Annotated in this window: 27 protein-coding genes; 11 read left to right on the top strand and 16 right to left on the bottom strand. The window is 56.7% G+C overall.

Annotated elements, in window-relative coordinates; all coding sequences use genetic code 11:
• Nucleotides 1–8: 8 nt before the first annotated feature.
• From VGH19_20890 to VGH19_20875, 4 genes are read right to left on the bottom strand one after another with little or no spacing between them, the layout of a single operon-like run.
• Nucleotides 9–419 carry a YcfL family protein gene (locus VGH19_20890; GenBank protein HEY1173835.1) on the bottom strand — a complete coding sequence of 137 codons (411 nt, stop codon included), beginning with the start codon at nt 417–419 and terminating at the stop codon, nt 9–11.
• Between the two features lie 12 nt (nt 420–431).
• Nucleotides 432–1,601, bottom strand: a complete 1,170-nt coding sequence (locus VGH19_20885) for a hypothetical protein (GenBank protein ID HEY1173834.1) — start codon at nt 1,599–1,601, stop codon at nt 432–434.
• A 25-nt stretch (nt 1,602–1,626) separates the two neighbouring features.
• On the bottom strand, nt 1,627–2,256 hold the full coding sequence (locus VGH19_20880; protein HEY1173833.1) for a penicillin-binding protein activator LpoB: 630 nt from the start codon (nt 2,254–2,256) through the stop codon (nt 1,627–1,629).
• 51 nt (nt 2,257–2,307) lie between these two features.
• On the bottom strand, nt 2,308–2,916 hold the full coding sequence (locus VGH19_20875; protein ID HEY1173832.1) for a hypothetical protein: 609 nt from the start codon (nt 2,914–2,916) through the stop codon (nt 2,308–2,310).
• A 447-nt stretch (nt 2,917–3,363) separates the two neighbouring features.
• On the opposite strand from VGH19_20875, the gene VGH19_20870 reads away from it, so the two are divergent.
• From VGH19_20870 to VGH19_20845, 6 genes are all read left to right on the top strand, one after another.
• Nucleotides 3,364–3,744, top strand: a complete 381-nt coding sequence (locus VGH19_20870; protein ID HEY1173831.1) for a hypothetical protein — start codon at nt 3,364–3,366, stop codon at nt 3,742–3,744.
• 262 nt (nt 3,745–4,006) lie between these two features.
• Nucleotides 4,007–4,780, top strand: coding sequence for an imidazole glycerol phosphate synthase subunit HisF (gene hisF / locus VGH19_20865; GenBank protein HEY1173830.1), 774 nt, complete (start codon nt 4,007–4,009; stop codon nt 4,778–4,780).
• Nucleotides 4,777–5,193, top strand: coding sequence for a DMT family protein (locus tag VGH19_20860; protein ID HEY1173829.1), 417 nt, complete (start codon nt 4,777–4,779; stop codon nt 5,191–5,193). The genes hisF and VGH19_20860 overlap by 4 nt, the downstream gene beginning before the upstream one ends.
• Nucleotides 5,190–5,573 (top strand): phosphoribosyl-AMP cyclohydrolase, encoded by a 384-nt coding sequence (gene hisI / locus VGH19_20855; protein ID HEY1173828.1) that lies wholly within the window; start codon nt 5,190–5,192, stop codon nt 5,571–5,573. Before VGH19_20860 ends, hisI begins: the two co-directional genes overlap by 4 nt.
• A 118-nt stretch (nt 5,574–5,691) precedes the next feature.
• Complete coding sequence (gene trpE / locus VGH19_20850) at nt 5,692–7,227, top strand: anthranilate synthase component I (GenBank protein HEY1173827.1); 1,536 nt, start codon at nt 5,692–5,694, stop codon at nt 7,225–7,227.
• An 87-nt stretch (nt 7,228–7,314) separates the two neighbouring features.
• Nucleotides 7,315–7,653, top strand: coding sequence for a hypothetical protein (locus tag VGH19_20845; GenBank protein HEY1173826.1), 339 nt, complete (start codon nt 7,315–7,317; stop codon nt 7,651–7,653).
• 163 nt (nt 7,654–7,816) lie between these two features.
• Here VGH19_20845 and VGH19_20840 read toward each other — a convergent pair whose 3' ends face one another.
• The 5 genes from VGH19_20840 to VGH19_20820 all read right to left on the bottom strand — a co-directional run bounded on the left by VGH19_20840 (nt 7,817) and on the right by VGH19_20820 (nt 13,385).
• The gene (locus VGH19_20840) at nt 7,817–9,445 is read right to left on the bottom strand and encodes a methyl-accepting chemotaxis protein (protein HEY1173825.1); all 1,629 of its coding nucleotides are present in this window, start codon (nt 9,443–9,445) and stop codon (nt 7,817–7,819) included.
• A gap of 156 nt (nt 9,446–9,601) precedes the next feature.
• Nucleotides 9,602–11,728 (bottom strand): helicase C-terminal domain-containing protein, encoded by a 2,127-nt coding sequence (locus VGH19_20835; GenBank protein ID HEY1173824.1) that lies wholly within the window; start codon nt 11,726–11,728, stop codon nt 9,602–9,604.
• Nucleotides 11,729–11,731: 3 nt separating this feature from the next.
• Nucleotides 11,732–12,217: an RES family NAD+ phosphorylase gene (locus VGH19_20830; protein ID HEY1173823.1), complete on the bottom strand. Its 486-nt coding sequence runs from the start codon at nt 12,215–12,217 to the stop codon at nt 11,732–11,734.
• Nucleotides 12,214–12,651: an antitoxin Xre/MbcA/ParS toxin-binding domain-containing protein gene (locus tag VGH19_20825; GenBank protein ID HEY1173822.1), complete on the bottom strand. Its 438-nt coding sequence runs from the start codon at nt 12,649–12,651 to the stop codon at nt 12,214–12,216. The genes VGH19_20830 and VGH19_20825 overlap by 4 nt, the downstream gene beginning before the upstream one ends.
• A 44-nt stretch (nt 12,652–12,695) precedes the next feature.
• Nucleotides 12,696–13,385, bottom strand: a complete 690-nt coding sequence (locus VGH19_20820; GenBank protein HEY1173821.1) for a UDP-N-acetylglucosamine diphosphorylase — start codon at nt 13,383–13,385, stop codon at nt 12,696–12,698.
• Between the two features lie 189 nt (nt 13,386–13,574).
• Between VGH19_20820 and VGH19_20815 the strand changes: the two genes are divergently transcribed.
• Nucleotides 13,575–14,594 (top strand): aldo/keto reductase, encoded by a 1,020-nt coding sequence (locus VGH19_20815; protein ID HEY1173820.1) that lies wholly within the window; start codon nt 13,575–13,577, stop codon nt 14,592–14,594.
• 92 nt (nt 14,595–14,686) lie between these two features.
• Entirely contained in the window at nt 14,687–15,343 is a 657-nt protein-coding gene (locus VGH19_20810; GenBank protein HEY1173819.1) for a sulfite oxidase-like oxidoreductase, read from the top strand.
• A gap of 76 nt (nt 15,344–15,419) precedes the next feature.
• Here VGH19_20810 and VGH19_20805 read toward each other — a convergent pair whose 3' ends face one another.
• Together VGH19_20805 and VGH19_20800 are read right to left on the bottom strand one after the other, a co-directional pair.
• Entirely contained in the window at nt 15,420–16,853 is a 1,434-nt protein-coding gene (locus VGH19_20805) for a hypothetical protein (protein HEY1173818.1), read from the bottom strand.
• 180 nt (nt 16,854–17,033) lie between these two features.
• A complete protein-coding gene (locus VGH19_20800; GenBank protein ID HEY1173817.1) occupies nt 17,034–17,600 on the bottom strand; it encodes a DUF922 domain-containing protein in 567 nt (188 codons plus the stop codon).
• 257 nt (nt 17,601–17,857) lie between these two features.
• Here VGH19_20800 and VGH19_20795 point away from each other — a divergent pair, with 257 nt between their 5' ends.
• The 3 genes from VGH19_20795 to VGH19_20785 all read left to right on the top strand — a co-directional run bounded on the left by VGH19_20795 (nt 17,858) and on the right by VGH19_20785 (nt 19,161).
• Nucleotides 17,858–18,325: an Hsp20/alpha crystallin family protein gene (locus VGH19_20795; protein HEY1173816.1), complete on the top strand. Its 468-nt coding sequence runs from the start codon at nt 17,858–17,860 to the stop codon at nt 18,323–18,325.
• An 80-nt stretch (nt 18,326–18,405) separates the two neighbouring features.
• A complete protein-coding gene (locus VGH19_20790; protein ID HEY1173815.1) occupies nt 18,406–18,795 on the top strand; it encodes an Hsp20/alpha crystallin family protein in 390 nt (129 codons plus the stop codon).
• 165 nt (nt 18,796–18,960) lie between these two features.
• Nucleotides 18,961–19,161 carry a hypothetical protein gene (locus tag VGH19_20785; protein ID HEY1173814.1) on the top strand — a complete coding sequence of 67 codons (201 nt, stop codon included), beginning with the start codon at nt 18,961–18,963 and terminating at the stop codon, nt 19,159–19,161.
• Nucleotides 19,162–19,362: 201 nt separating this feature from the next.
• Here the strand turns inward: VGH19_20785 and VGH19_20780 are convergent, their stop codons facing one another.
• From VGH19_20780 to VGH19_20760, 5 genes are all read right to left on the bottom strand, one after another.
• On the bottom strand, nt 19,363–20,616 hold the full coding sequence (locus VGH19_20780; protein HEY1173813.1) for an MFS transporter: 1,254 nt from the start codon (nt 20,614–20,616) through the stop codon (nt 19,363–19,365).
• 121 nt (nt 20,617–20,737) lie between these two features.
• The gene (locus VGH19_20775; protein ID HEY1173812.1) at nt 20,738–21,433 is read right to left on the bottom strand and encodes a pseudouridine synthase; all 696 of its coding nucleotides are present in this window, start codon (nt 21,431–21,433) and stop codon (nt 20,738–20,740) included.
• A 19-nt stretch (nt 21,434–21,452) separates the two neighbouring features.
• Entirely contained in the window at nt 21,453–21,917 is a 465-nt protein-coding gene (locus VGH19_20770; GenBank protein HEY1173811.1) for a hypothetical protein, read from the bottom strand.
• 25 nt (nt 21,918–21,942) lie between these two features.
• Nucleotides 21,943–23,175, bottom strand: coding sequence for a M14 family zinc carboxypeptidase (locus VGH19_20765; GenBank protein ID HEY1173810.1), 1,233 nt, complete (start codon nt 23,173–23,175; stop codon nt 21,943–21,945).
• 207 nt (nt 23,176–23,382) lie between these two features.
• Entirely contained in the window at nt 23,383–24,465 is a 1,083-nt protein-coding gene (locus tag VGH19_20760) for an ionic transporter y4hA (GenBank protein ID HEY1173809.1), read from the bottom strand.
• Nucleotides 24,466–25,104 lie beyond the last annotated feature (639 nt).

The raw sequence follows: 25,104 nt of genomic DNA, 5'->3' as shown, positions 1-25,104 counted from the left end.
TCTTTAGCTTAGTGCGCCTGACGGACGCGGATGGTGAAATCACGCGCCTTGTTGTTGATGGAAACAAAACGGACGTCTTCCTGGGAATTCTCGGTGAGGATGAGCGTCTGCCACGGCGTCTCGTCATCCGTGGAGAAGCCTTGCTCATCCTTGAACACGCAACTGGTCTGCACCTGGATGCGACGACCTTCGCGATTTCGCACATGCGCGATCACTTCCAGTCGGCCATCCGGCAGAATGCGTTTCTGTATGCCGGAGGAGGTCACGGAGCGTTGCACCATGCTGTCCATGAGCACGAACTTCTCCTTATTCTCCAGATCATACTTCGTCGTGTTCTTCGGCGCATAAGCACCACCGGATTTGCAACCGGTAGCCACCACGGCGGCGAGTAAGAGTGAGCTGAACCAAATCTTATTCATAGGGATACAACGTTACTTTTGCTTGTCGGAAATATACACCACGGTATCGCGATCTGCTGCTTTGACTTCAAATGAGATGGTGCGCGTGAGGTTAGCCAATAGACGGCCTGCGGCGTCTTGGAATTCAACCTTGGCAGTATAGTTGCCCGGAGCCACGCGCAATGCGCCGAAGCCCAAGTATTGCGGCAAGTTATCCCAAGTGCGGATGTCCGCTGCGGGAGTTGTGCTGGCAGCAACTACTTTGCTCAGGATACCGAATGCCAACACACCGAGACCGGCCTCTTGTGTGTTCTGTCCAGTAGCCAGAACAGCACCGCTCACGATGGCCACATCGCCCACCGTATCAGTGCTTTGCTTGAACACTGCTTTATTCGCGAGGATGTGGTCCATCACGCGACCGCCACGAGTGGAGGCCTGGAAATACAGGTCATCCCAAGCGCGTGTGCGGATGGTCTGACCGTTATTCAGCGTGATGGTCACGGTGCGTGCTTGTTGCTGTCCTTCGCGGAATCGCAATTGCTCACGATACTGGCCGGTGGAGTACTTTTGTGGTGCGTTACCACATTCAGTGAAGAAGATTACATTGGCAGCCTTATCGTAATCCGGAGGCATCTCTGACTTCGCGCTGGCATTTGCTTTGGCGCGTTTTAAGGCATCACTGCCATCGGTGAATAATTTGTCGGAGGCGTAACCATCAAGGTAGTCCAGCAGCACGTAATCCGCGGCGTAATGGTCCACCTCGGTATCGCTATCGATGAGTTCACCACTACGGAAGCAGGCACGGGCATTATCCGGTTCGCCATCCATCCAGTAGAGGATGCCGCGATAGTAATACGCCATCACGCGTTCATACGGTTCACCGATATATTTCTTGCGGCTCTCGCTGGCGAACATGCTGCGTGCCTTCCGCGCATCGCGATCATTCGTCAGGATGCCGCCGATGCTGAGGATGGCGTCATCCAGCAAGGCTTTCGCCTGTGGGTAATCGCCGCGCCGCATCGCTACGAGGGCCGTGCGATATTGCCAGAGCACGCGGTCATTGACCGGGCCTTGTTCGATATGCGTGCGGCCATCGACGAGGGCGTCACCAGTGAGCGGGAGGCGTGATGCCTTCGGTGTGGAGGCACAACCTGTGAGCAGCAACACAGCCCCCAGAGCCACGCTGAGAAAAGCGACCTTCATGACTTAATGATCGGATGATACGCGCTTAACGGTAAGCGGCATCTTCTAATCCCTGCTTCTTGATCTCCGCCATGTCTTCCCAAACGATGTCGCTGGTGCGGGCATCGATCAGGCGGAAGGAGTAGAGCACGTAATCGCTCACGCCCTTCGAGGTGCGGGTGGTCATGTTTTGGAGCGTGCCGGTGAGGAAGAAATCCGCACCTTTGAATTCGACCACATTCGGATCGCTGGAAGCGGTCACTTGGCCGGATTGTTTCAAGTCACGTTCCTTTTCCAAGGCAGCCATCTGATCACGCGCGAGGAAGCGCACCTTACCGGCAGCCTTCGAGTTCAGTTGCGCGCGGATGCGGGTGAGGAAGATGTCCTTATTGATCGGGAAACGGGTCTCGTTATTCACCGGATTCAAGACCACGCGCGGCGTGCCTTGGGCATTGGCGATCTCGGGGATGGCCAGAATGCTGCGGGCCATTTTGTCCGTGACGGTCACAAGGTCTTGGGATTCCACGCCCGTGCCAGCGACGAAGCCGCGTTCATCGGCCTTCATTTCGGTGACCGGAACGCCACGAGGATTCTTCACGCCAGAGGAGGCGCAACCAGCGGTCAATGCCGCGATAGCGGCCAAGCAAAGAGAATAGTTTACGTACGACTTCTTCATAAAAGGTTCCACCATCCTAAAGTTGAATCGGATTTTGGCCAACCGCAAATCTTAGCGGCCAAAAAGTCCGTTGGCACTGCTCATGGGCGAGGAGTTGCCGAAATAGTTGTTATTGATGATCGTGACTTGCTGCGGGGCAGATTGAGCCGGTTGCGACTGAGTCTGGTAGGTGGGTTCGTAACCGTATTGCGTACTCGGTGAGACATACACTGGCGCAGGGGCACTCACAACTACCGGAGCCGGAGCCACATAGGTGGGACGATAGTAGTAACTTGGCGTGCTGTAAAAGCCTACGCTGTAACGGGGGTAATGGTAATGCCCGTAATGGCGGTGGCCCCAATGATTGTGACCGTACCCATAACGATACGGGCTATGTCCGTATCCGTAACTCACACCTACTGAATAACTTGGGCGTGAAGAATAACCATAATAGCCCCTATCCGCATTATTCCGATCCGCGATGGCACCTAAAACCAAACCAGCACCGGCACCGATGGCCACACCTTCAGCAGTGCGACCACCGTTATTGTGGCCGATGATACCACCAGCGATGCCACCCAGAACCGCTCCGCCCACTGAGTTAGGGCCGCCGAATAGCTGTGCTTGGGCCGGAATGGCTGCCGCGAATACGACTGCTGCTGCTAAAACCAAACTCTTCATATGTTACAACATTGGACACCAAAACGGTGCGTTTCATTCATTTCAACACCGGTGCTTGCTAATCGTTGCGCCCGTGCATGTTGCATAGAAACGCAGGCGATTGGCGAACTCTGGTTAAAACCTCGCATGTTTGATTCAGAAATCAACGGGAAGAAAAAATCAGTATCACAATGAGGGTATGATGGTAGTAGTGTCGGATTTTCTTCAAGTGGGCAACATTCCCTGTGCTTTGGAAACTTTCAGAGCGGGTAGAAAATGGGGACGGCGGTAATATAAGAATGATAATTTTATAGCTGTTTTTTGCGAAGTTTGCACGTGTAAATTACCAATGCTATAATCGGTTGGAGCAAATTGGACTTATCTATTAGCGACATTTGACGCGATTGACCTGCCGAAATCTTGGTTGGCAAGTTCTTGTTTGTTGTTATAAGTTAACAACTTCTGAATATGAAAAACAGCAGCATTAAAAAATTTATCGCTCTTCGTGACGGTCTTCTTAAAGAAAAAGCGGAACTGACTGCCCGCTTGGCAGAAATTGAAAAAGCCTTGGGTGTGGTTAGTGAAGGGGGTTCTGCTTCTTCCGCCAAAGCCCCTAAAGCTGCTGGCGTTCGCGGCCCTCGTCGTCGCGCCCGCAATGAGCTTTCCTTGAAGGAAGCTGCGTTGAAGGTCGCTTCCGGCAAGGCTATGACCAAACAGGAGATTCTCGATGGCATCTTGAAGCTCGGTTATGTGTTCAGCACCAAGGATCCGATGAACTCGCTCAACGTGGTGCTTTACTCAGGCAAAAATTTCAAACGCGCCGACGGCAAGTTCAGCGCCGCGAAGTAAACCTTTTATCCAGACACCGCCGCGCGATGCCCGAAAAAATGGGGGCTTGCGCGGCGGTTCTGTTTCGGGTCTAGTTTCACCATGTTTGCAGGCTTGAGCCATTGGCATAGATAAGCGGGACCTCCCTCGTGGAGACTCGTTTTTGCCTGGCAAAGCGTGGCAAGGTCCCGTCCCGATGATTAACTGGTCATCGGGAATTTTTTTTTGATGGAACCGGCCAGCGTGTTGGCGGTTTCGGATGCAGTGAACGTAGCAAGAATTTGTGTTAGCCAAACGTGTCATACCATGTCTGGACGTGCATGATGGTCAGGTGACCCGTGGCGTGCAGTTCGGCAAAGCGGAAGCGGGTGAGTTGAAGAACGTCGGCGATCCCGTCGCGCTGGCTTTGCGATATAATGAGCAGGGCGCGGACGAGATGGTGTTCTTTGACATCACCGCCAGCGCCCACGGTCGCGCCACGATGGTGGGCGTGATCGAACGCGTCGCGGACCAATGCTTCATGCCTCTGACCGTCGGTGGCGGCATCCGCGCGGTGGAAGACATGGGCATCATGCTTAAGGCCGGTGCGGACAAGATCAGCATCAACTCCTCCGCGCTCTCCAATCCCGATCTCATCCGTGCTGGCGCCGAGAAGTTCGGCAGTCAATGCATCGTGGTGTCCATCGATGCCAAGAAAGTCGCGCCGGATCGTTGGGAAGTGTTCTCGCACGGCGGTCGCAAGTCTACTGGCCTTGATGCCGTGGAATGGGCGACGAAAGCTGTTGGCCTCGGTGCCGGTGAGATCGTGCTGAACAGCATTGATGCGGACGGCACGAAGAAGGGTTTCGATCTCGTCATCACCAAGCGCGTGAGTGAATCCGTCGCTGTGCCGGTGGTGGCTAGCGGTGGCGCAGGCAGCTTGGAGCACATGGCCGAGGTGTTGCTGGCGGGTAGCGCGGATGCGGTCTTGGCCGCGAGCATTTTCCACTACGGCACATTCACCGTGGGGCAGGTGAAAGATTATCTGGCGAAGCAAAATATCCCGGTGCGTTTATGAACGACCTCATCCAAACACGCTGGTTCCCCATCGTCCTGTTGGTTTGCTCCAACGTGTTCATGACGTTCGCATGGTATGGACATTTGAAACACAAGAATGTGCCGCTGTGGACGGCCATTCTGGCGAGCTGGGGCATCGCGTTCTTTGAATACTGCCTGATGGTTCCGGCGAACCGTTACGGGCATACGAATTTTTCGGCCACGCAGCTTAAGATCATTCAAGAAGTGATCACGCTGGTGGTTTTCAGTGGTTTTGCCGTGGCCATCTTGGGCGAAAAATTGAAGTGGAATCACATCGCTGCGTTCCTGTGCATCCTGGCAGCCGTGGCGTTCACCTTTTTGCCGGATCGCTTTCATGAGAAGCGTCCGCTTGATACTCTTAATAACGTAAATCCGACGGAGAAAACAGAATGAGCTTTTACGACAAGCTGAAGTTCAACTCGGATGGCCTCATCCCGGCCATCGTTCAGGAACAATCCACGGGCCGCGTGCTCATGATGGCGTGGATGAACCGCGCCTCGCTGGAGACGACCATCGCCACGGGCAAGACGCATTTTTGGAGCCGCTCCCGCCAGAAGTTCTGGATGAAGGGCGAATCCAGCGGCCACACGCAAGCGGTGAAAGACGTGGCCTTTGATTGCGATGGCGACACGCTGCTGATCCAAGTGGAACAGATCGGCGCCGCGTGCCATGAAGGTTATCAATCCTGCTTCTTCCGCTCCGTAAAAGAAGCCGAGTTCGAAGTGACCGAGAAACAACTCGAGACGCCCGAACAGATCTACGGAAAGAAGTAAACGGAGCGCGGCTCTCCGAGCCGCAGCAAGGTGAAAACGAGGCTGGTGCCAATAATGCATCAGCCCATGATTTTGAAACGACGGTGCCGTTATTGACTGACCGAGTAAAAGAACAGTTATGTATTCGCCCAAGCAGACTGAGTTTTTGGAGCTGGCCAAGCAGGGGAACCTGATCCCGGTCACGCGCCGCATCCTCGCGGACTTCGAGACGCCGCTCTCCGCCTATCAAAAGATCCGCGGTGAGGGCGAATCCTTCCTGCTCGAGTCCGTGGAAGGCGGCGAGCACTTGGGGCGCTACTCCTTCGTGGGCTGCAATCCGCGCGCGATCATCAAGCAGACCGGCAACCGCATCGAACTCATCGAGAACGGCAAGGGCATCGAGAAATTCGCCATCCCGGCCAAGGGCAAAGAGAACACCGAATGCGATCAATGCGTGCGCGATGGTCTGGAAGTCATTGAGCGCGTGCTGTCGCGTTACAAGGTCGTGCAATTGCCCGGCCTGCCCATCTTCACGGGTGGTGCGGTGGGGTTTCTCGGTTACGAGTTCATCCATGATGTGGAACCGGTGGTGCCGCGTCCGGCGAAGGATGACTTGGGCACACCCACGATGTATTTCCTGATCGCGGATGAATTGCTCATCTTCGATCGCGTCGCACAGACGATCACCATCCTCGTCAACGCCTTCATCGAAGACCCGACGAAAGTGAATGAAGCGTATGAGAACGCCGTGGAGGAGATCGACCGCATCCTCGCGTTGCTCTCGGAACCGGTGCATAACACGCCGGTCACGCTGAACTCGGATACGAAGGACCTGCCGTTTGTTTCTAACGTGACCAAGGAGCAGTTCATTGCGAACGTGCTCAAGTCCAAGGAATACATCACCAGTGGCGATATCATCCAGGTCGTCGGTTCGCAACGCTTCTCCGCACCGGTCACAGCCAGTCCGCTCTCCATCTATCGCGCGGCCCGCACGATCAATCCCTCGCCGTACATGTTCTTGCTGGAGCTGGATGGCTTCGCGCTCGTCGGTGCGTCGCCGGAGATCCATGTGCGTTGCGAGAAGGGCAAGGTCGAGATACGCCCGATCGCCGGTACGCGCGCTCGTGGTAAGACGGTGGAAGAAGATGTGGCGAACGAGAAAGACTTGCTCGCTGATCCGAAGGAACGCGCTGAGCACGTCATGCTTGTGGACCTCGCGCGCAATGATTTGGGCCGCGTGTGTGATTACGGTTCTGTGCAGGTGAAAGACCTGATGATCATCGAGCGTTACAGCCATGTGATGCACATCGTGTCCGAGGTGGAAGGCCAGCTCTCGAAGAGTAAGTCACCTTACGATCTCATGCGCGCCACATTCCCGGCGGGCACGCTCTCCGGTGCGCCGAAGATCCGCGCCATGCAGATCATCTCGGAACTGGAAGGCACGCAACGTGGGCCTTACGGCGGTTGCGTGGGTTACTTCTCCTTCAATGGCAATCTCGATTGCTGCATCACCATCCGCACGGCCCTCATCAAAGACGGCATGGCACATGTGCAAGCCGGTGGCGGCTGGGTCCACGACTCCACGCCAGAAGGCGAGTATCAGGAGACGGTGAACAAATCGAAGGCGATGATTAAAGCCATCGCGCTGGCGGAGAGTTTCGAGAAGCAGAAGTAAGCGGTGGAACGCCTAACTCCAGTTCGGCTAAACTCCCTCTATTTCACCACTCGCCATCAATTCTAGCGTCTGCTAGAAACTAGCGCGATGCGCGACCATCTCAGGAGATTCCTAGCGTTCTGTCTATGGCTCCTGACCTTCCTTGGGCTTGCTGCCATCGCATTTATTGTCGGCTACTCCATTGATAATCGATCAGGCCACACCGGTTGGGAACCGCTCATCGCTTTGTTCCTGTATCTGCCGCTCGCGTTGGTCGGGATGGTTTGTTTTGCCTTGCGCCGTCGCTTCGCCGGCATTGCTGCTGTAAGTATTTCTGCAATCGTTGTGGGGTTGGTCGGTGCCACCCTTGTTATCACGCTCGATCGTACCAATCAGTTGGTGCAGTATGAACGCTGGCTGCAACGGGGCATGCCAGCACCTAAATAATCTCCGAGCACGTGCAAGCCGGTGGCGGCTGGGTCCATACTCCACGCCGGAAGGCGAATATCAGGAGACCGTAAATAAATCCAAGGCGATGATCAAAGCCATCGCCTTGGCGCAGAGCTTCGAGCAGCAGAGCTAGCCCGAAGCCGGTTGAAAGAACTGATTTTTAGAAGTCCTTGAAAGCGGCTTCCATCGGAAGCTCTTCTTCAACGGATTTCTTCACCGGGCTTTGCGGCCGGATGACCTGGCTATGACCGTTGCGCTTGCCATTAAGCGGCGCGGATGCTTTCGCGTTCATCGATTTGGCGTTTGAGGGGAAGGGGGCAGGCCGGGGAATGATGAGGTTCTCGCTCGCGGAGCCATTGACGCCGATCAGTTTCGTGAGGTCGGCCACGGCTGCTTTCATGGTTTCGGCCTGTGCATTCAATTCTTCTGCTGCTGCCGCAGTCTCTTCTGCATTTGCTGCCGTGGATTGAGTGATTTTATCGATACGGATGGTGGCTTCACCGAGTTGGGCAATGCCTTGAGATTGCTCTTGGGCGGCGTGGGTGACTTCGGCCACCAAGCCGTCGAGATCGCGGGCCTTTAGCACAATGTCATTCAAAGCGGTAGAAACCTTATGACTCGTTTCGACGCCTTGTTCCGTTTTCAGAATCGCACTTTCGATCTGCACGGATGTCTCACGGGCGGCTTGGGCGCAGCGTTGCGCCAGATTGCGGACTTCATCGGCTACTACGGCGAATCCCATGCCGGCTTCCCCTGCGCGGGCTGCTTCCACAGCGGCGTTCAAAGCGAGGATGTTTGTCTGAAAAGCGATCTCATCGATGGTTTTGATGATCTTGGCGATATCGTCACTGGAGGTTTTGAGTCCATCCATGGCGATGGTCATCATGTGAGTATCCTGTGCGCCCTGATCGGCGGCTGTGCGGGTTTCCTTCGCCAGACCGTTCGCTTTCTGGATGTTTCCAGTGGTGGTTTTAATGGTGCTGGAAAGTTCTTCGAGAGAGGCGCTCGTTTCTTCGACTGAGGCCGCCTGCTCGCTCGCGCCTTCCGCCAGAGATTGGCTGGAGGCCGAAACCTGGCTGGAGGCAGCAGCCACTTGGGCGGAGCCGTCGCTCAGAGTCGAGCAAACACGGCGCAGGACAGATTCTGTGCTGCGAATGATCAGAGTGGCGAGGAGAATACTTACTGTCAGCGCCAGAATGGTGCCGGTAAGGACGGCGAGGTTCGTGGTGTGTGTGGCCTCCATGATCTCTTTCATGGATTGGGTGTTCTCCTTTTTCTCGGCTTCTTCGCAACGGTCCATGGCTTCTACAAAGGCGTCGTTGATGGGATCAAACTCGGCACGTGCGCGCTGATAGAGTTTGGCGGTATCAGCTGCGTTTGTTGCGGAGTGGCTTTGTTCCAGTATCTCGTCGCGCAATTTCATATACTGGCTTCGACGAGTTTTTAGGTTTTGCAGGAGTTCTTTCTGATCGGCACTTGCCAAGGCTTCAAATGAGGCTAGAGCGTGTTCCAGTTTATCGGTACGTTCTTGCATCTCTTTCTCCAGCGCCTTCATGTCGTCTGCGCTCGGTGAACTGATGTGTTGATAGATGAGTTCCCGGGAGGCAGTCATGGCGTGATCTGCCTCGGCAAGCAGGATGAGGCTGGGCATGCCGTTTTGGGCGATCTCTTTTACGTCCTCCTCGATGGAATCGATGCGCAGCCGGGTGTAGATGCCCAGCACAATCATGATGGCGATCACTGCGGCGAAGCCGAAGATGATGCGTTTTCCGACGGTCCAATTATTCATTCTTATTGGATCAACGTGATTCCAAGGGGAATCCTTGCACACGTGTCCAATCGCTTATCGGAAGCAGGCGGGTTGCATTAAGCAATTACAGGAGTAATGCCTTGTCCTTTTTTGCTGAGAGCGAAACGGGGATTGTTCAAGGACCGACCGAGGAAGTTACACAACCTCCACCGGGCATTTCGGAATCGCATCCAAGAAAGCCTGACCGTAACGCTTGGTCAGCACGCGATTGTCTAAGATCACCACGATACCTTTGTCTGACTTCGTTCGGATGAGGCGGCCGACGCCTTGGCGGAATTTCAGGATGGCTTCGGGCAACGAGAAATCACCGAACGCATTGCCGCCGCTGGCTTCGATGTCCTCGATGCGTGCTTCAATCAGCGGATGATCCGGCACGGCGAAGGGCAAGCGCGTGATGATGACGTTGGAGAGAGCTTCGCCGGGGACATCCACGCCTTGCCAAAAGCTGTCGGTGCCGAAGAGGACGGAATCTACGTCTTCCTTGAATTTCTCCAACATGGTGGAGCGCGGTGTGCCGGTGCCTTGCACGAAACATTCGATGCCCAGCTTGTCGAAGAACGGCTGCATCTGCTCGCTCACTTCCATCATGAGCTTGTAGCTGGTGAAGAGCACGAAGGCTTTGCCGTGCGTTTCCTTGATGAAGTGTTTGATCCATTTCACCAAGGCATCGCGATAACCGGCCTCGCGCGGGTCCGGCATCTTGCCCGCCACATACACGCGCATCTGCTCGGCGTAATCGAACGGCGAACCGACTTGAAGGAGATGTGCGGATTCAGCGCCCACGCGACCGGCGAAGTAGTTCAGGCCGCTACGAGACTGCTTGGCTTTCGCAACGGGTGTGTCTTGGCCGGGCTTCGGGTTGCTGAGTTTGGAAACATCCTCGCTGATGGAGAGCGTCGCGCTCGTCATGATGATGGACGTGTCCGAGGCGAACAGACGATGACGCAGGAAGGCGGCGACATTGATCGGCGCAGCGTGCAGGGAGAGATTGCGCTGCGTCTTGCCGCCGCGCTCCACCCAATAAACGTAGTGTTCCTCCATCTGCCCGATGAAGGTGGCGATGGCACCTTTGACCTCCATAAGACGGCGGCTGCATTCCATCAACTCTTGCCCGGTGTCCTTGTCATCGCTCAGTTTGATGAGTTCGCTCAAGGCCTCGCGCACACGCTGGATAGGCAGGCTCATCGTGTCCTCCACCAGATCAGGGCGGCGGATGCGCAGCTCAGACCACGTGCGTTTGTTGGCAGCACTGGTGCGGTCTTCCGGAGTGGCTTTCTCCGCGATCTCCTCGCAACTCGCCTCCAGTGCGTTGAAAAACTTGTCACTCTCCGACAGTACATCTGAGACCATCTTCACCGCATTGCCCTTGCGTAGAACTGAGAGCAGGCCTTTTTCCGTGCGTGGATTCCAAAGCTTTTGCAGTGCGTAGCGGATCTGTCCGCTGGACACGCTCACGCCAACGTGACGTGACGCGACGCCTTCCATCTGGTGCGCTTCATCGAACACCACGAAGTCGTTCTTGAACACCACGCCACCTTCCATCTCCTCATTGATACCGCCGAGGTGCATGAAGAAGAGGGTGTGATTCAACACCACGACATCCGCCGAGAGAATCTTCTGACGCGCGCGCTGGAAGAAGCACGCGCCATTCTCCGTGCCGAACTCGGAACTGTGACCGCAGAGTTTCGGGGAGCAAAGGCCGCGCTCTGAGCAGACGTGCTCCCAAACCTTCGGGTCAGGCTCTTCTTCGAAGTCGGAAAGGCTGCCGTTCTTCGTGGTCTTGGACCATTCGTAGATGCGTTGCAGTTCCTGCACCTCGGGCGAGGTGAAGAGGCTGTCAGCCGTTTGCATCGCTTTGCGCAGACGACGGGTGCAGAGGTAATTCTGACGGCCCTTCAGCATCGTGTAGCTGAACTTCACCGGCAGCACCTTCTCCAGCATCGGCAGGTCTTTCTCGATGAGCTGTTCCTGCAGATTGATTGTGTAAGTGGAGATGACCGCCTTCTTGCTCCGCGCCACCGCGAACAGAATGGACGGCACCAGATACGCCAAGCTCTTACCGACGCCTGTGCCAGCTTCAACCGCGAGGTGATCGCCATTCTCCAAGGCACGCGCCACTGCCATCGCCATCTGCTGTTGCTGCGGGCGATACTCAAAATTACTCGCCCGCGACAGGATGCCATTAGGCGAAAATATGGCCTCTACCTGCGCGACAAGGTCGCTGCCGGTATCGGCGGGCTGCTGTTCGATGATGCTGATCATCCGTCAGTCCGATTTTAGGCGTTTGGCGAGACGTTCATCAAAGACAAATCGTTCGGGACGACCGATTTCAATCTTGGAGAAATCTGGATGATCGGGGTTCAAAAGATAATTCCTCTCGGAAGGGATGAGCGTGCTGGGGACGGATAATACGCTAGTGGTGTGATCAGTTACCCAACGATCACCCGCTAGCTTGGGTTCCAACGGAGCAGGAACAGCGTTCCAGTTCGCGGGCAACTTCTGCAATTCCTCCAAGCGTTTCGCCAGATTGGAAGGAAAGCGGATGGGGATCAGGCTGTATTGCTGATGCAACACCTGTTCAGAGGAAAGATGCACAAGCATCTCCAAGGCAGCCAAAGCGCGTGATTCAGCAGTGTAAACCACACGGATGCCTGGGCTGTTCCAACGGCCTCCATACAGTCGTGCGCCTTCACCGCTAAAAGCGGTGCGGACCAGGTGGGACTGGACAATGCGATAGGCCTGGCAGGTCACGCGAATACTCCGTGCTCCAACTGGCCGAGCAGATTCTCCACCTCGCGTGCGCCCAGCTCCGTATCGGCGTAATCCAGCGGAGCAATGCCGCCAAAGGCGTGTTGAGGTGCTTGAAACCAGGTGCGTGCCTCCTCGGCAGAGCCCAAGACAACGGTGGCGCGTTGGAAGAGGCGACCCAAGCGCAGGATGCGCTCGGATTCATCCGGCTTGAACACGGTGCGTCTGGCCAAGGTGCGAACAGGAATGCCGATGACCTGGCAGATGCGTTCGCGGGGGACATCGTACGCCTCGCAGAGCAGATCGAAGGATTTGGCCGCAAAGCCTTCTTTCACCCCTTGGATCAGCACAGCCGTGGAGACAGCGTGACGGCTCTCCGCGTGTTTCTTGCCGGGTGCGAGCAGGCGTTCGACCAAGGGTAATTCTTTGACTGCCATATGGCATCAATAAACCAGCCAAACGGCAAACGCGCAAGCGGGTATTATTTGCCGTCCTTCGCCTTCTTTATGACAACTTCCTGCGTCGCCTTGGTCTTGGCGATGGAGTTGGCGGGCAATACACCGCGCCAGCTCGTAGTCGGATAGATGATGGAACTGCGGCCGATGATGCTGCCGGGGTTCAGCACGGAGTTGCAGCCGATCTCAGCATGGTCACCGAGGAGCGCGCCGAATTTGCGCAGGCCGGTGTCCACCTTCTTGCCTTCGATCTCCACGGTCACGTTGCCAGGGAGGGATTTTACGTTGGAGAGGATGCTGCCCGCGCCCATGTGCGCTTTGTAGCCGAGAATGGAATCGCCGACGTAATTGAAATGCGGCACCTGGCAGTTGTTGAAGATGAGCGAGTGCTTTACTTCGCACGAATTGCCGATGACGCAGCCATCGCCGATGAGCACGTGCTCGCGGATGTAGGCGTTGTGGCGGATCTCGCAGTTCTTGCCGATGATGGCGGGGCCTTTGATCATCACGCCGTCTTCCACCACGGTGCCTTCGCCGATGAAGACGAGATCGCCGATGAAAGCGTGGCCATCGCAGCGGTTCTTGAGGCCGGGCTTCACGGTCTTCTCGACGTAGGCTTTCAATTTCTTGAGAGCATCCCAAGCGGTCTCGCAGCCTTCAAACAAGGCGGCGTGCTCGGTCTGGCTCAAGTCAAACAAATCGGACGGTTTGATCATGTGGCCAAGGTAAGTGAAGATGAGCGGACGGCAAGCGCGGAGCGTAGAAGGAAAGATGTCAACCGAATGGGGGCAAGCGAATGAAGGGAAATTTAAAACTTACTTTGCTTATGGGAGTTGCTGCGACTCGGAGAGTCGCGCTCCGCTGCATTGCGTTTCGCAGCTGTTGCCTTATCATCTTCCAGTTGCATGAAGTATCGGACGCTGGCGGGGACGGATATCAATGTTTCGGTGATCGGGTTTGGCCTGTGGACTTTGGTCACGGGTCGCTGGGGGCATTTCAATACGACGGACGCCACGGCGCTGCTGCATGATGCGCTGGACTTGGGCGTGAATTTCTTCGTCACCGCGGATGTTGATGCGGAGGGAGCGGGCGAGGAATTGTTAGCGAAGGCGTTTCGTTCCCAGCGCGAGGAGATCACCATCGCGGTGAAGGTGGGGTATGATTTTTATCACGCGCATGCGCGATTGCATTCGAGTGGCAAGCCCTCGGTGCAATTCACGCCGGAGTATATCCGTTTTGCTGTCGATAAGGCATTGCAACGATTGAAGTGCGATCGCATCGATCTGTTGCAGTTGCATGATGTGACGGTGGAGGCGATCCAGCATCAGGAATTGCAAGGTGCGTTGGACGCACTGAAGCAAGCGGGGAAGATCCGGCATCACGGCATCGCTCTCGGGCCAGGTGCGGGTTGGCTGGAGGAGGCGAAGGCGGCGGTGCATGGTGGCAAGCCCACAGTCATCGAGCATCTGCATCATCTGTTGGAACCGAAGCCTGGGTTGGCGATCACGGCGGAGACGTTTCGTGAGGAAGTGGGCAAATCCGTTCGGTTCAGTCATGGGCTGATGGCGGAGAAAGCGAAGCAGCCGGTGTCATTGATTGTGCGTGGGCCGCATGCGTCAGGTTTACTGGAAGGAAAATTCACGGCAGATACAGGGTTCAAGCCGGATGATGCGCGGAGCAAGCTGGGGGTGGAGTGGTTGCGTGATGGCTTGGCGCAAGCGGAGCGGTTTCAGTTTTTGACGGGGAAGGATACCGGGCGCACGTTAGCGCAAGCGGCGTTGCTCTGGCATCTGGCGGAGCCGACGGTGGCGAGTTGCCTGCCGAATATTGCCTCGCGCGAGGATTTGGTGGAGTTTGCACTGGCGTCGGAAAAGAATGTGCTGACGCGGGAAGAGTTGTTGCGGGTGGAAGACCTGATGAGGTGAGCTGTTTGCGTGAGGGATACGCGTTTTGAATTCCAGGTGGCGCTTTGCTTGTTTACATTGAAGCGGGCTAAAGCCCGCGCTCCTATTAAGCCATGAAAGACGACTACATCGCACGGAAGGAACGGTGGGCGCGAAAGATGGCGGGTCAGGAGAAGCCGTCGGTGCGGTCGAGCAATCGTCTGCCGCCCGGACAACGGGAGGTGCATAATTTCCCGACGCTCGATCTGGGCGTGAAGCCCAAGGTGCCGTTGGAGGAATGGGAACTCTACATCCATGGCAAGGTAGAGAATCCGGTGAGGCTCAAATGGACGGATTTTCTCGCGCTGCCGCAGTTCAAAGATGTGAGTGACATGCATTGCGTCACGACTTGGAGCCAGTATGACATGCAGTGGGAAGGCGTCGCGTTCTTCACACTCATGGATCTGGTGAAGCCGACGAAAGAGGCGACGCATGTTTTCTTCAAGAGTTACGATGGGTATTCCACGAACAATCCGCTCGAAGCGTGCATGGATGACGATGTGCTCATCGCGCATCATTGGAACGGCAAGCCGCTGGCAGTGGAGCATGGCGGACCGGCGCGGGTGATCGTGCCGAAGCGTTATGCGTGGAAGGGCGCGAAATGGATACGTGAGATCACGTTTTTGGATCGGGATATCTTGGGTTTTTGGGAAGTGCGCGGGTATTCGAATACGGCGGATCCGTGGCGTGAGGATAGGTTTTCTCGGAATGAGGACGTCACTTTTCCGTAAGTGTTCGCACGCCATTGGTTTCGGCGGCGGACCGGTGAGAACACCGGTCCCTACCACACTTGATTGTATTTCAACTTCATTCGGGCTTCAGGACTAAGATTCCCCAAGGGTTCACGGCGGGAACTTCGATGGTGAGCCAGTCGCCGTTTGTGGTAATGGGGAGGTTGGTTTCTTGGATCAGGGTGGTGAAGATGCCGGTGGTTTGGGCTTTCGTGTGCGCGCCGGCATCGTAGGGAAGCGGGAGACGGATGCGGGCGGTGAATTTGCGATCACCACCAAGAGCGCTTTTGTGCAGGAGGAGTTTGCAGGGTTTGCCTTTGTCTGCCCATTCAACAAGGTGGATCACCACTGGCGCATCGGCTTTGTCAGGTTGCGCGCGGAGGTAGGCGAAGGTGTTTACGGTGCCGCCTTCGAGCTTCAACAGATTACTATAGGCGGTGAGGCCGGGGCCAGTGGCGAGGGCGTGTTCGTAGCCATCGAGGTAATTGGCGTTCGCGCGGATGAAGGCGGAGAGATCGGCGATGTCTTCTTTGGCGATGAAATACCGCGGCGCGTTATCCGGCATGTAAACATCCCACGGCAGCATCATGGTCATGCCATTCGCGTAGATGGCGGCGAGGGCGCGACGATTGGCGGTGACGGAGGTTTCGCGATACTGAAATACCATGGGCACGCCGGAACTGCGACGCACAGCGGCGATCTTGGCGAGTTCCATGGGATGCACGTGTTTGCCTTCAATCTCGGCATTCACGAAATCAAACGCAGGGGCGGTCCAGTCCAGCTTGCTGGTGAAGCCGATGATGCTGTTATGCGAGAAAGGAACGTGGCGACCGGCGAATTTATCGAGCTGCTGATGCATCTCTTTGTGAAAGGTGAGCACGGCGTCTTCCTGAAATTTCTCATAGGTCGCATTCGTGCCGTGCTGGGCTTGATACTTGGTGAAGGCAGCGGTGCAGTGTGAGCAATAGCAGAGCGAGGTCGTGCGTGTGCTCATGTGCGGGTCGTCTTGTTGGATGAAATCTGCACCGGCGTTGACGGCGTTCGTGGCGTGATATAGCCAGGCGGCACGAAATTCAGGCGCGGTGGGGCAACCGGCCCAGATGCCATCCGCCATCCATTTATACGTGCGCAGTTTGCCTTCCTTATCCGTCACGCGGCCGGTGTCACGTTTGCCTTTTGCATCCGGCAGATTCGCGCTCAACGCGCTGCCGATGCTGAGTTTCAGTTCCTTGGCGCGTTGAGCATAGGTGCGGTCCACACCGTAGCACCAGTCGAGTCGCGTAAGATGAAACTCCTGAGCCATGCGGAAGGTGTCGTTTGTGTCTTTGGCGTTCGCGGGGCGAAGCGTGAGGCTGCGGGCGGTGACATCGCTATACTTCGGTGCGCCGGGAACGGGCTTGAGCGGTTGGGCGAGTTCCCAGACGGGTTTGTTTGTCGCGGCAAGGCCAGTAATGGCGAAGGTGGAAAGCGTCAGGAACGCGATGAGAAGGTTTAGGTGGCTTCGCTTCATACGGCAATTGGTGTGGGAAGAGTATGATGCAGGAGAGAAATTTTTCAACCGAATGGGGTCAAGCGAATGAAGGAAGGGAAGTGTGGGTATGGTGTGGCGCCGATCTTTCAATCGTCGGGAAGATTTCGGGAATTTTGTGGGACTCGGATTATTCGAGCCGGGCCGGAGGCCGGCGCTCCATCAGGGGAATCGTGCGCCTTGTTTCATGCCATGATGGGTTTGTTCGTCGAAGCGTTTTTCTTTTTCGCGAGCTTCGGCGATGAGCTGGTGGCCGATCATGTCGACAGTCTGTTTGAGCAGTTCGGCGGAGGGTTGTTTGCCGAGGGTGGCGAGGCGTTGCTCCAGATCGCGTCCCGCTTGAATAGCATAAGCGGCATGACCGTTTTCGTGAAGCGCGAGGGCTTTTATGTATGCTGTCCAGCGGTCCACGAGGAATTTGTCCGTGTCTTTTGGCGGACTCCAACGTGGCAGCGTGGTGTTGATCGTGACGGTGATCTTGGGTTGGTGGATCAGCACGCCTCCGCCCTCAGCGTTGCGCCAGGTGTAGCTCCACGTGACATTCCAGACGGTGAAGGCGTCGTGGGTTTGGTTCTTAGGCCGTTGCGCATTCATGGAATGACGCAATTCACGAGGGGACTGGCCTTGGATGTAGTAGTAATTGGTCTTGAGATTCACGACGGGAGCGGCTCCGGCCTGACTGCTCAGCCACAAGCCGCAAATCCATAGAAGTATGACCCTCAATCTCACGCGCTAACTCATTATAGTTCTCGCTGATGTGGTTTGCCTAATGATTTCTGAAATGGGACATTTTGTCACACTTTGAAAAGTTCTCAAAGTCACATAATTTGGGACAAAATGTCTCACTTTGAGGGGTTTATTTGAGTGGGTAATATTTCGTAAATAACTGTGAATGTGCGAGTTGAGAAAATTCAGGCGAGTTGGCATTCCATACGCTATATTAATGCTTGCGGTTAAAAACGAATTTTAAAGAAAGGAACAACGATATGAAACTGATGAGAATTCAAAATCCGAGTTTGTGGAACTGGAGTTCGACCCCGCAGTTGTCGCATCTGCGTGATGAGATCAGCCGGTTGTTCGAGGAGCCGTTTGGCTTGCTGGAGCGCCGGGCGGATTTCTTCAATGGCTGGTCGCCGAACCTCGATCTGTATGAGGATAAGGAAAGCCTCGTGGCCCGCGTGGAATTGCCGGGCTTGAAGAAGGAAGAAATCGACGTGTGGCTGGAGGATGGTGCGCTGCATGTGGCGGGTGAGCGCAAGTTCGAGCAGAAGGATGACCACGGCGCGACGCATCGTTTGGAGCGCTTCTATGGCCGCTTCCATCGCACAGTGACGCTGCCGAAACAGGTGAAGGCGGACAACATCAAGGCCACCTATGAAGATGGTGTGCTGACGGTGACGCTGCCAAAAGCCGAAGAAGCCAAGCCGCGCCAGATCACGGTGACGGGAGAATAACAAACGAACGAACCAAAACGAAAAACGTGAACAATCCGTCCGAGGTAAATCGCCTCGGACACCAAAGAGAACTTAGAGTTATGACGAATACTGTTACCGAAACCAATGGCACCCAGGCGGCACCTGCGCAGGCAAAGCAGGAGCAAAAGAGCTATCTGACGCCGCGCGTGAATATCCATGAAGAGAAGGATGGGTATGTGCTGCATGCGGAGATGCCGGGGGTGGCTAAGGATGGGCTCGAAATCCTCCTGGAAGATAACGAGCTGACCATCATCGGCCATCGCAAGGCGGTATCTGGGGTAGGTGAGCCGCTTTATCGTGAAAGCACGGGTCGCGATTACCGACGGGTCTTTGAATTGGACCCAGTGGTGGATACGAATCGCATCGTGGCGAAAATCGATCAGGGGCTGCTGACTTTGGAGCTGCCGAAGGCAGAGAAAGTGAAGCCGCGTCGCATCCAGGTGAGCTGAACCGATTGATGTAAGTGATTGTCAGTGAGTGAAGTGCAGACCGGCGGAGCGGAAGATGCTCTGCCGGTCTTTTTTGTGCTTAAAAGGGGTGAAAATATTTTGAAAGAAATTCAATAAAGAGGAAAGCCGCGCCGTCGAATCTTACAGCAACAAAAAGCAGACGGTATGAAACCTACAGAAACGCAAAAACAATGGCTGGCCGGGGTGGTGGGGCCGGAGGTTTGGGGCGAATTGCTCGCGCACGAAGGCTTTCGTGCAGCGCTGGAGAGTTCCATTGAGCGGAGCCATCAGATGGCGTTGCGGTATGCTCATGCGCGCGAGCGCGTGGTGCCGATGCCTTCGGATCTGCGGTTGTGGGCGGCGTGAGGTGAGTGGAGCGCCGATCGCTGAATCGGCGTGTAAGTTTTAGGAGTTTTGGGTTCTCTCAATTGTTCTCATTTACGGACGGAGTGTGCCTACGTGGCGGGGCTTGAGATTCGTCGGGCGCGATTGTCCTGCCGGCTGGAATCCGGCAGCACGGGGCGCAAGGATTCGTCGTTCGAGCCGGGCCGGAGGCCGGCGCTCCAGCTAATCCTGCACTTCTTCAGTGAGGGGGGCGGATTGCTTGGCTTTCTTGCCCCAGGGGATTTCGGGGATCAGGACGGCGCAGGAGAGGCCGATCAAGGTGGCGGCGAACCAGCCGAGCTGGATGAGTGTGAAATGTGCGGCGAGGTGGAAGGCGGCGAGCGGAGCGAAAAGTCCACGCAATCCGGTGCAGAAGGTGTGCACGGACATGTAATCCGCCACGCGTTCGGGCGCGGTGAATTTGGTGACCCACAAGCTCCATGCGACGTCACCACCGGCATTCGACGCACCGAAGATGATCGCGCCGATGAGCATGCCGGTCATGGTCTCGCCGGTGAAGAAGGAGAGGATGCCGAGCGCGAAGCCGATGTTTAACACCACGCGCAGCATGAAGAAATTCATGTGATCAAAGGCCCAGCCCCAGAAGGGACTGAGGACGAGGCGCGCAAGATTTGGGACCACGCCGACGAGAAACGCGATCTCTCCCGCAGTGAGGGCATAGCCGTATTGCGGATTGGCCAGGTATTCCACGCGCAGGGGTATCATCATCAGGTTCGCGAAGCCCATGAGCATCCAGGCGACCAAGGTTTGGCGGAAGAGCGCGTCTTCCTTCACATAGCGCAGGGATTTGAAGGGATGCGTGCCGCCGCTGACGTGCAGGGGGGTGGAAGGGATTTTCGCGAGCCAATAGGCGGCCACTACATAGGCGGCGGCGAAGACGAGCAGGAGCCATTGATATTTTTCGAGATGACCGGTGAGGGCGCGTCCGGCGAGTTCGTTGAAAATGGCGGCGGTGGCGATGCGGATAACAAACGACTTCGAGAGCATTCGTCCGCGTTCCTTATCCGGATAATTCTCCTGATAGACCTGGGTGATGAGCGGGATCACCGCTGTGGATGCAGTGAGTGCCACGATGCTGCCGATGACATAGACGGGCAGAAACGGCAATAGCGCCATCACGACGAAGGCGGCGGCACCCATCATGGCCATGCGCGCGGCGGCATCGGAGGGCTTCATCCCGCGTGCTTGCACGAAGGAAACCGTCAGAGGGCCCAGCAACAAACCCACACTACCACCGGCGGCGATGAGGGCTTTCGCCGTCGCGCCCGCGTGAAGTTCCTTCACGGCGATGAGCAGGAGGAACGTGGTGGCGGCGGTTTCGAGGATGCCAGAACTGAATGCCCGCCAACGTTCGCTACGGAACGTCAGGCGGGTGATCTCCGCGGAAGGGGCGGCAGGATGGGCATCCGTCGTCATTGACACAACGCGGCGGATTGTGGGGTGAGGGGGAAATTGTGCAATGGGGAAAGTGAGCCGTAGCTGCCGAGGTTAGTCGGCGCTGACTAAAAGGGCGGCAAGCGCGGACTAATGTCCGCGGCTACAGTTTGGGGAGGGGGATGGCGCGCCATTGGCCTGCGGGCAGATCATCTACGGTGTGATCGCCGAAGCGGCTGCGGTGGAGTTTGGTGACGGGGTTGCCTTGGCTGGCGAACATGCGTTTGACCTGATGGTATTTGCCTTCGATGAGTTCGAGGCGGGCGGTATTCGCGGAGAGGATCTCGAGTTTTGCAGGGAGGCAGGGTTTATCTTCGTCTTCGAGCTGCAAAGTGCCAGCGGCGAAGAGGGGGATGAGTTCGGGCTTCAGGACGCCTTCCACGGTGACGTCGTAGATTTTGGAGACTTTGTGTTTGGGTGAGGTCCAGCGTTGGACGATCTCGCCGATGTCGGTGAGCAGAAGCACGCCGGTGGTGTCTTTATCGAGGCGGCCGATGGAGGTCACGGGTGGGTTGCGCTGGAGCCATTGCGGCGGCAGGAGATCGTAGATGTTCGCGCCTTCGCGGGTGTCGTGGGAGCAGACGTAACCGGCGGGTTTGTGGAATAGGACGAGCAGGCCATCGGGCGCTTCAATGGGTTTGCCATCGATGAGCACATCGAGCGGGTCGGCTTTATCATCGGGCTCTTTAGCGATGACGCCTTTGACGGTGATGCGACCGGAGTTGAGCCAATGACGGGCCTCGCTCCGGCTGCCGTAGCCGTAGCGGGAAAAGATCTGGTCGAGACGACGCGGTTGCACGGAGTGAGGGTAAGGGTTTTTATAAGATGGGCCAAGCACTGGTCTTTCCATTTAGAAATTTACCGAATTCTGAAGGCTCGTAGCGGCGTTGAAGTCGCATGCCGGATACTTCGTTGACATCCTTGGTCTTTCTCAGGCGCGAGATGCCATTGGCTACTTCATGGATCCTGTAGCAGTTATCGATGATGTCCGGAGCGGTATAGCAAGGTTCACCAATGGATTCCGCCTGGTTGGCGAAGGGAAACTTGCCGATGTAAACCATGGGTGTCGGCTCTGAATCGTAGCACCAGAGGTCGAAACAGAGGGCGGCTTGCAGAGTGGGAAGTTGTTTGGCGGATAAAGGTGCTCGTGAAAGGAATGGGAGAAAGCCGTAGCAAAGCACATACTTTCTCACATAACACCACAGTCCATTTTCCAGTTTGACTGCGACAACTATGCCATGATCGGGTAGTGGTTGATAGAATGGCGAACGTTTTTTGGGCATGGTGATGGATGAGCGAGAATCAGACTTACTTCTGCTGCCTCACGTAAGCGGTCACTGCTTCGCCTAATTGTTTGCCGACGGTCAAGTAGCCTTCAGTGGTGCTGTGCGGGGTGTTCCAGGAGGTTTCGAGGCAGGCGGCGACGGTGTGGGGATTGCCGTTCGCGGTGACCCACATGCCGCTGATCTGTTTGACGAGGGGATGGTAGCTGGCGCCGGTGGTGCGGGTTTTCTTTTCCACGGGGAGAGGGCCGTTTATGTGCGTCATAGCGGCGGCGAGGAATTTGGCGCGGTTCTCTTTGGCTTGGGGCGTGAGGTCTTCTTCCGGGCCGACGAAGAAGAAGGGCTGGCGATCGCCGGGGGCGGGATTGTGCAGATCGAGGAAGAGGCTGAGGCGATTTTCTTTCACGTAGGCGAGCAGGCGTTTTTGGGCGGCGGCGACTTCCGGGTAAACAGGTTGCTCGGTCCAGTCGCGATTGTGATCGCGGGGGTCGGCTTCTTTGCCGCCGTTGCCGGTGGCGACGTTGTCCACGTCCATGATGGGGATGAGGATGATCTCGGCATTCGCGCGGAGCCAGCGGGCGTCTGCGTCATCGCTCACGAGCCATTCGGTGAGGCCGCGGGCGACCCAACTGGCGCCGGCTTCCCACGCGTGTTGGCGGGCGTGAGCCCAGATGACGGGGGCTTGGGGATTCTTTGACTCATTGATGCGCAAGGCTTTCACGGGGCGTTTCTCGCGGGTGGTGGCGAGGGTGAAGATCTCGGCGGTGGGCAGTTTGGCTTTCGCTTCGGTGAGGAGTTTATCGGTATCGCGCGGGGTGAAGGGCGGGCCCCAGGCGAGCCAGAGCGGGCCGCCGGTGCCAGTGACGGTGTAGTGGATGCGTTTGTCCACGCGTTTGCCGGGGGCGGTGTGGGTCCACGTTTTTTCATCGGTGGAAAAGGTGGCGCGGTCGGCCATGGCCCACGAGGCGGCGAGGGGATTGGGCTGGAGCTTGCCGTCGTTGCGCGTGGGCTTGGGGCTGGCGGCGAGGTCGAAGGTCCACGTGTCGCCTTTGGCGATGCCGTCCACGCGGAGATACCACCAGCAGGCCCAGCCACGGGCGGGATCGCCACCGGGGGTGAAGCGGATGACCTTGTTGGTTTGATCGATGCTCTCGATGTGGGCGGAGCCGCCTTCGAAATCGGTGCGGACTTTGACTTCGGCGGCGGCGGTGAGTTGGAAACACAGCGTGAGGAGAGCGAGGGTGAGAGTGTGTTTCATGGCGGTGATTGAGTTCAGCATAATCAGCAAGAAATGAAAACAGGGAAAGAAAAGTTAACCGCAGATGAACGCAGATAGGCGCAGATCAGAATGGGAGACGGGACAGGTGGTGGCACCTGTCCCACTACGGGCGGGTTGGCTGCGTCGTACGCGCTTATCCTGCCGGCTGGAATCCGGCAGCACGGGGCTTGATGCTTCGCCGCTTTATCATGGGACTAGGGCGAGGAAGAGGTAGGCGGCGAAGAGGACTAGGTGGACGGCGCCTTGCATCATGTAGGTGCGGCCGGTGCCGAGGGTGATGGAGCTCACTACAAACGTTACGGTCAGCAGGGCGATATCCTTCGGGGTGAGGGCCAGCACCAAGGGCAGATCGAACATGAGGGAGGCCACGACGACAAGGGGCACGGTGAGGCCGATGGTGGCGAGCGCGGAGCCGATGGCGAGGTTCATGCTCGTTTGCAGACGGTTCGCACGGGCGGCGCGGACGGCGGCCCACGTCTCCGGGAGCAACACGAGGCCGGCGATGATGATGCCGACGACGGCGCGTGGGGCGTTGGCAGCGGCTACGACTTTTTCAATGGAGGGAGAGAGCATCTTGGCGAGGCCCACCACGGTGCCAAGCGAAAGCAGGAGAAAGCCGAAGCTGATCCAGGCCTCACGGTTCGTGGGCGGGGCGGCGTGCGCTTCCGGGTCAGAGGAATTCTCAGCGGGGATGAAGTAATCGCGATGGCGCATGGTCTGCACAAAGACGAAGATGGCCCACAAGGTGGCGGAGCTGATGGCGACGAAGGCGAGTTGGGATTTATTATAGGTGCCATCGGAGGTGCTGGTGGTGAAGGCGGGGATGACCAGGGTGAGCGAGGCCAGCACGATGAGAGCGGCGAGTCCGGCGCTGGCGCCTTCCACACGGAAGGTTTGTTCACGATGAGCTATGCCGCCGGCGAGGAGGCACAGGCCCACGACACCGGTGCAGATGATCATGACGGCGGCGAAGAGGGCATCGCGCGCGAGCACGGCCATCTCCTGGCCGCCGGCCATCATCATGGAGAGGATGAGGGAGGATTCGATGGCGGTCACGGCGAGGGCGAGGACGAGGGTGCCGAACGGTTCGCCGACGCGATGGGCGACGACTTCCGCATGGTGGACGGCGACGAACACGGCACCGGCGAGCGCAGCGCTACAAATGAGGGCTGTGACGGTGCTAACGCCGGTGATCAGCGTCAAAATGAGCGTGATGAGGGCGAGCACTGGGATCAACCAGGTCCATACAGGCGTGTTTTTCTTCGTCATGTCGGATAGCAAAGGCGTTGTGTTGTTAGCGCGGGTAGCGGTGGCTGCCTGGGCGGTCGCATTCCCGGACCAGTGACCACTACCGGGAATGTCCGGGCGGTTGCTGAAATCACTGGTAAAAATTGTTTACCTTGAACCGTGCTGTTTCTGCATGCCTACAGGCAAACAGGACGACGGTCAGATGCCGGTCAGGTCGTCTAGGCGGAGACTTCTAAGAAGCGCCATCTGGAAGCGGTTGTGACATCCGCCATAACCTGACGAGACAAAGGACAGTTTATTCACTGGGAATGTTTGTGCAAGGTGCAGTTGGGGATATTGGGGAGAAAAATGATCAATGACGAAATCCGACCCCGACCTATTGGCGCGGGGTTCGTGACGAAGGTCGAATGTTCCCAAAAAGTGTGGCACTGGTGGGTGGTTGAACGGGGAAAGGCATGCGGGAAAAAATTAAAGAGGGGGGCAGGAAACGTCAAACAGGTAGGAGGATTTCAAATTTGAGGATCAGTAGCAAACCACAGGAGTAGAAGCAGAAAATGCTGGTCTGAGGATTTTGACTGCGCCACACGGAGCAGGTGAAAACAAAAAAGCACTCAAACCAGCACCGTTCGAAACTGGAAGTCCTGCGGCAGATTTGCAATC

The organism is Verrucomicrobiia bacterium, from assembly GCA_036405135.1.
In the GTDB taxonomy this organism is placed as follows: Bacteria; Verrucomicrobiota; Verrucomicrobiia; order Limisphaerales; family JAEYXS01; genus JAEYXS01.
Note: the sequence above shows the minus strand (reverse complement) of the source record. Positions and strands in the feature narration are given on the sequence as shown.

What these genes read in the sequence shown, in the direction of transcription:
- VGH19_20890 (HEY1173835.1), bottom strand. Translation starts at nt 419, where the DNA reads ATGAATAAGATTTGGTTCAGCTCACTCTTACTCGCCGCCGTGGTGGCT.
- VGH19_20885 (HEY1173834.1), bottom strand. Translation starts at nt 1,601, where the DNA reads ATGAAGGTCGCTTTTCTCAGCGTGGCTCTGGGGGCTGTGTTGCTGCTC.
- VGH19_20880 (HEY1173833.1), bottom strand. Translation starts at nt 2,256, where the DNA reads ATGAAGAAGTCGTACGTAAACTATTCTCTTTGCTTGGCCGCTATCGCG.
- VGH19_20875 (HEY1173832.1), bottom strand. Translation starts at nt 2,916, where the DNA reads ATGAAGAGTTTGGTTTTAGCAGCAGCAGTCGTATTCGCGGCAGCCATT.
- VGH19_20870 (HEY1173831.1), top strand. Translation starts at nt 3,364, where the DNA reads ATGAAAAACAGCAGCATTAAAAAATTTATCGCTCTTCGTGACGGTCTT.
- VGH19_20860 (HEY1173829.1), top strand. Translation starts at nt 4,777, where the DNA reads ATGAACGACCTCATCCAAACACGCTGGTTCCCCATCGTCCTGTTGGTT.
- hisI (HEY1173828.1), top strand. Translation starts at nt 5,190, where the DNA reads ATGAGCTTTTACGACAAGCTGAAGTTCAACTCGGATGGCCTCATCCCG.
- trpE (HEY1173827.1), top strand. Translation starts at nt 5,692, where the DNA reads ATGTATTCGCCCAAGCAGACTGAGTTTTTGGAGCTGGCCAAGCAGGGG.
- VGH19_20845 (HEY1173826.1), top strand. Translation starts at nt 7,315, where the DNA reads ATGCGCGACCATCTCAGGAGATTCCTAGCGTTCTGTCTATGGCTCCTG.
- VGH19_20840 (HEY1173825.1), bottom strand. Translation starts at nt 9,445, where the DNA reads ATGAATAATTGGACCGTCGGAAAACGCATCATCTTCGGCTTCGCCGCA.
- VGH19_20835 (HEY1173824.1), bottom strand. Translation starts at nt 11,728, where the DNA reads ATGATCAGCATCATCGAACAGCAGCCCGCCGATACCGGCAGCGACCTT.
- VGH19_20825 (HEY1173822.1), bottom strand. Translation starts at nt 12,651, where the DNA reads ATGGCAGTCAAAGAATTACCCTTGGTCGAACGCCTGCTCGCACCCGGC.
- VGH19_20820 (HEY1173821.1), bottom strand. Translation starts at nt 13,385, where the DNA reads ATGATCAAACCGTCCGATTTGTTTGACTTGAGCCAGACCGAGCACGCC.
- VGH19_20815 (HEY1173820.1), top strand. Translation starts at nt 13,575, where the DNA reads ATGAAGTATCGGACGCTGGCGGGGACGGATATCAATGTTTCGGTGATC.
- VGH19_20810 (HEY1173819.1), top strand. Translation starts at nt 14,687, where the DNA reads ATGAAAGACGACTACATCGCACGGAAGGAACGGTGGGCGCGAAAGATG.
- VGH19_20805 (HEY1173818.1), bottom strand. Translation starts at nt 16,853, where the DNA reads ATGAAGCGAAGCCACCTAAACCTTCTCATCGCGTTCCTGACGCTTTCC.
- VGH19_20795 (HEY1173816.1), top strand. Translation starts at nt 17,858, where the DNA reads ATGAAACTGATGAGAATTCAAAATCCGAGTTTGTGGAACTGGAGTTCG.
- VGH19_20790 (HEY1173815.1), top strand. Translation starts at nt 18,406, where the DNA reads ATGACGAATACTGTTACCGAAACCAATGGCACCCAGGCGGCACCTGCG.
- VGH19_20785 (HEY1173814.1), top strand. Translation starts at nt 18,961, where the DNA reads ATGAAACCTACAGAAACGCAAAAACAATGGCTGGCCGGGGTGGTGGGG.
- VGH19_20780 (HEY1173813.1), bottom strand. Translation starts at nt 20,616, where the DNA reads ATGACGACGGATGCCCATCCTGCCGCCCCTTCCGCGGAGATCACCCGC.
- VGH19_20770 (HEY1173811.1), bottom strand. Translation starts at nt 21,917, where the DNA reads ATGCCCAAAAAACGTTCGCCATTCTATCAACCACTACCCGATCATGGC.
- VGH19_20765 (HEY1173810.1), bottom strand. Translation starts at nt 23,175, where the DNA reads ATGAAACACACTCTCACCCTCGCTCTCCTCACGCTGTGTTTCCAACTC.
- VGH19_20760 (HEY1173809.1), bottom strand. Translation starts at nt 24,465, where the DNA reads ATGACGAAGAAAAACACGCCTGTATGGACCTGGTTGATCCCAGTGCTC.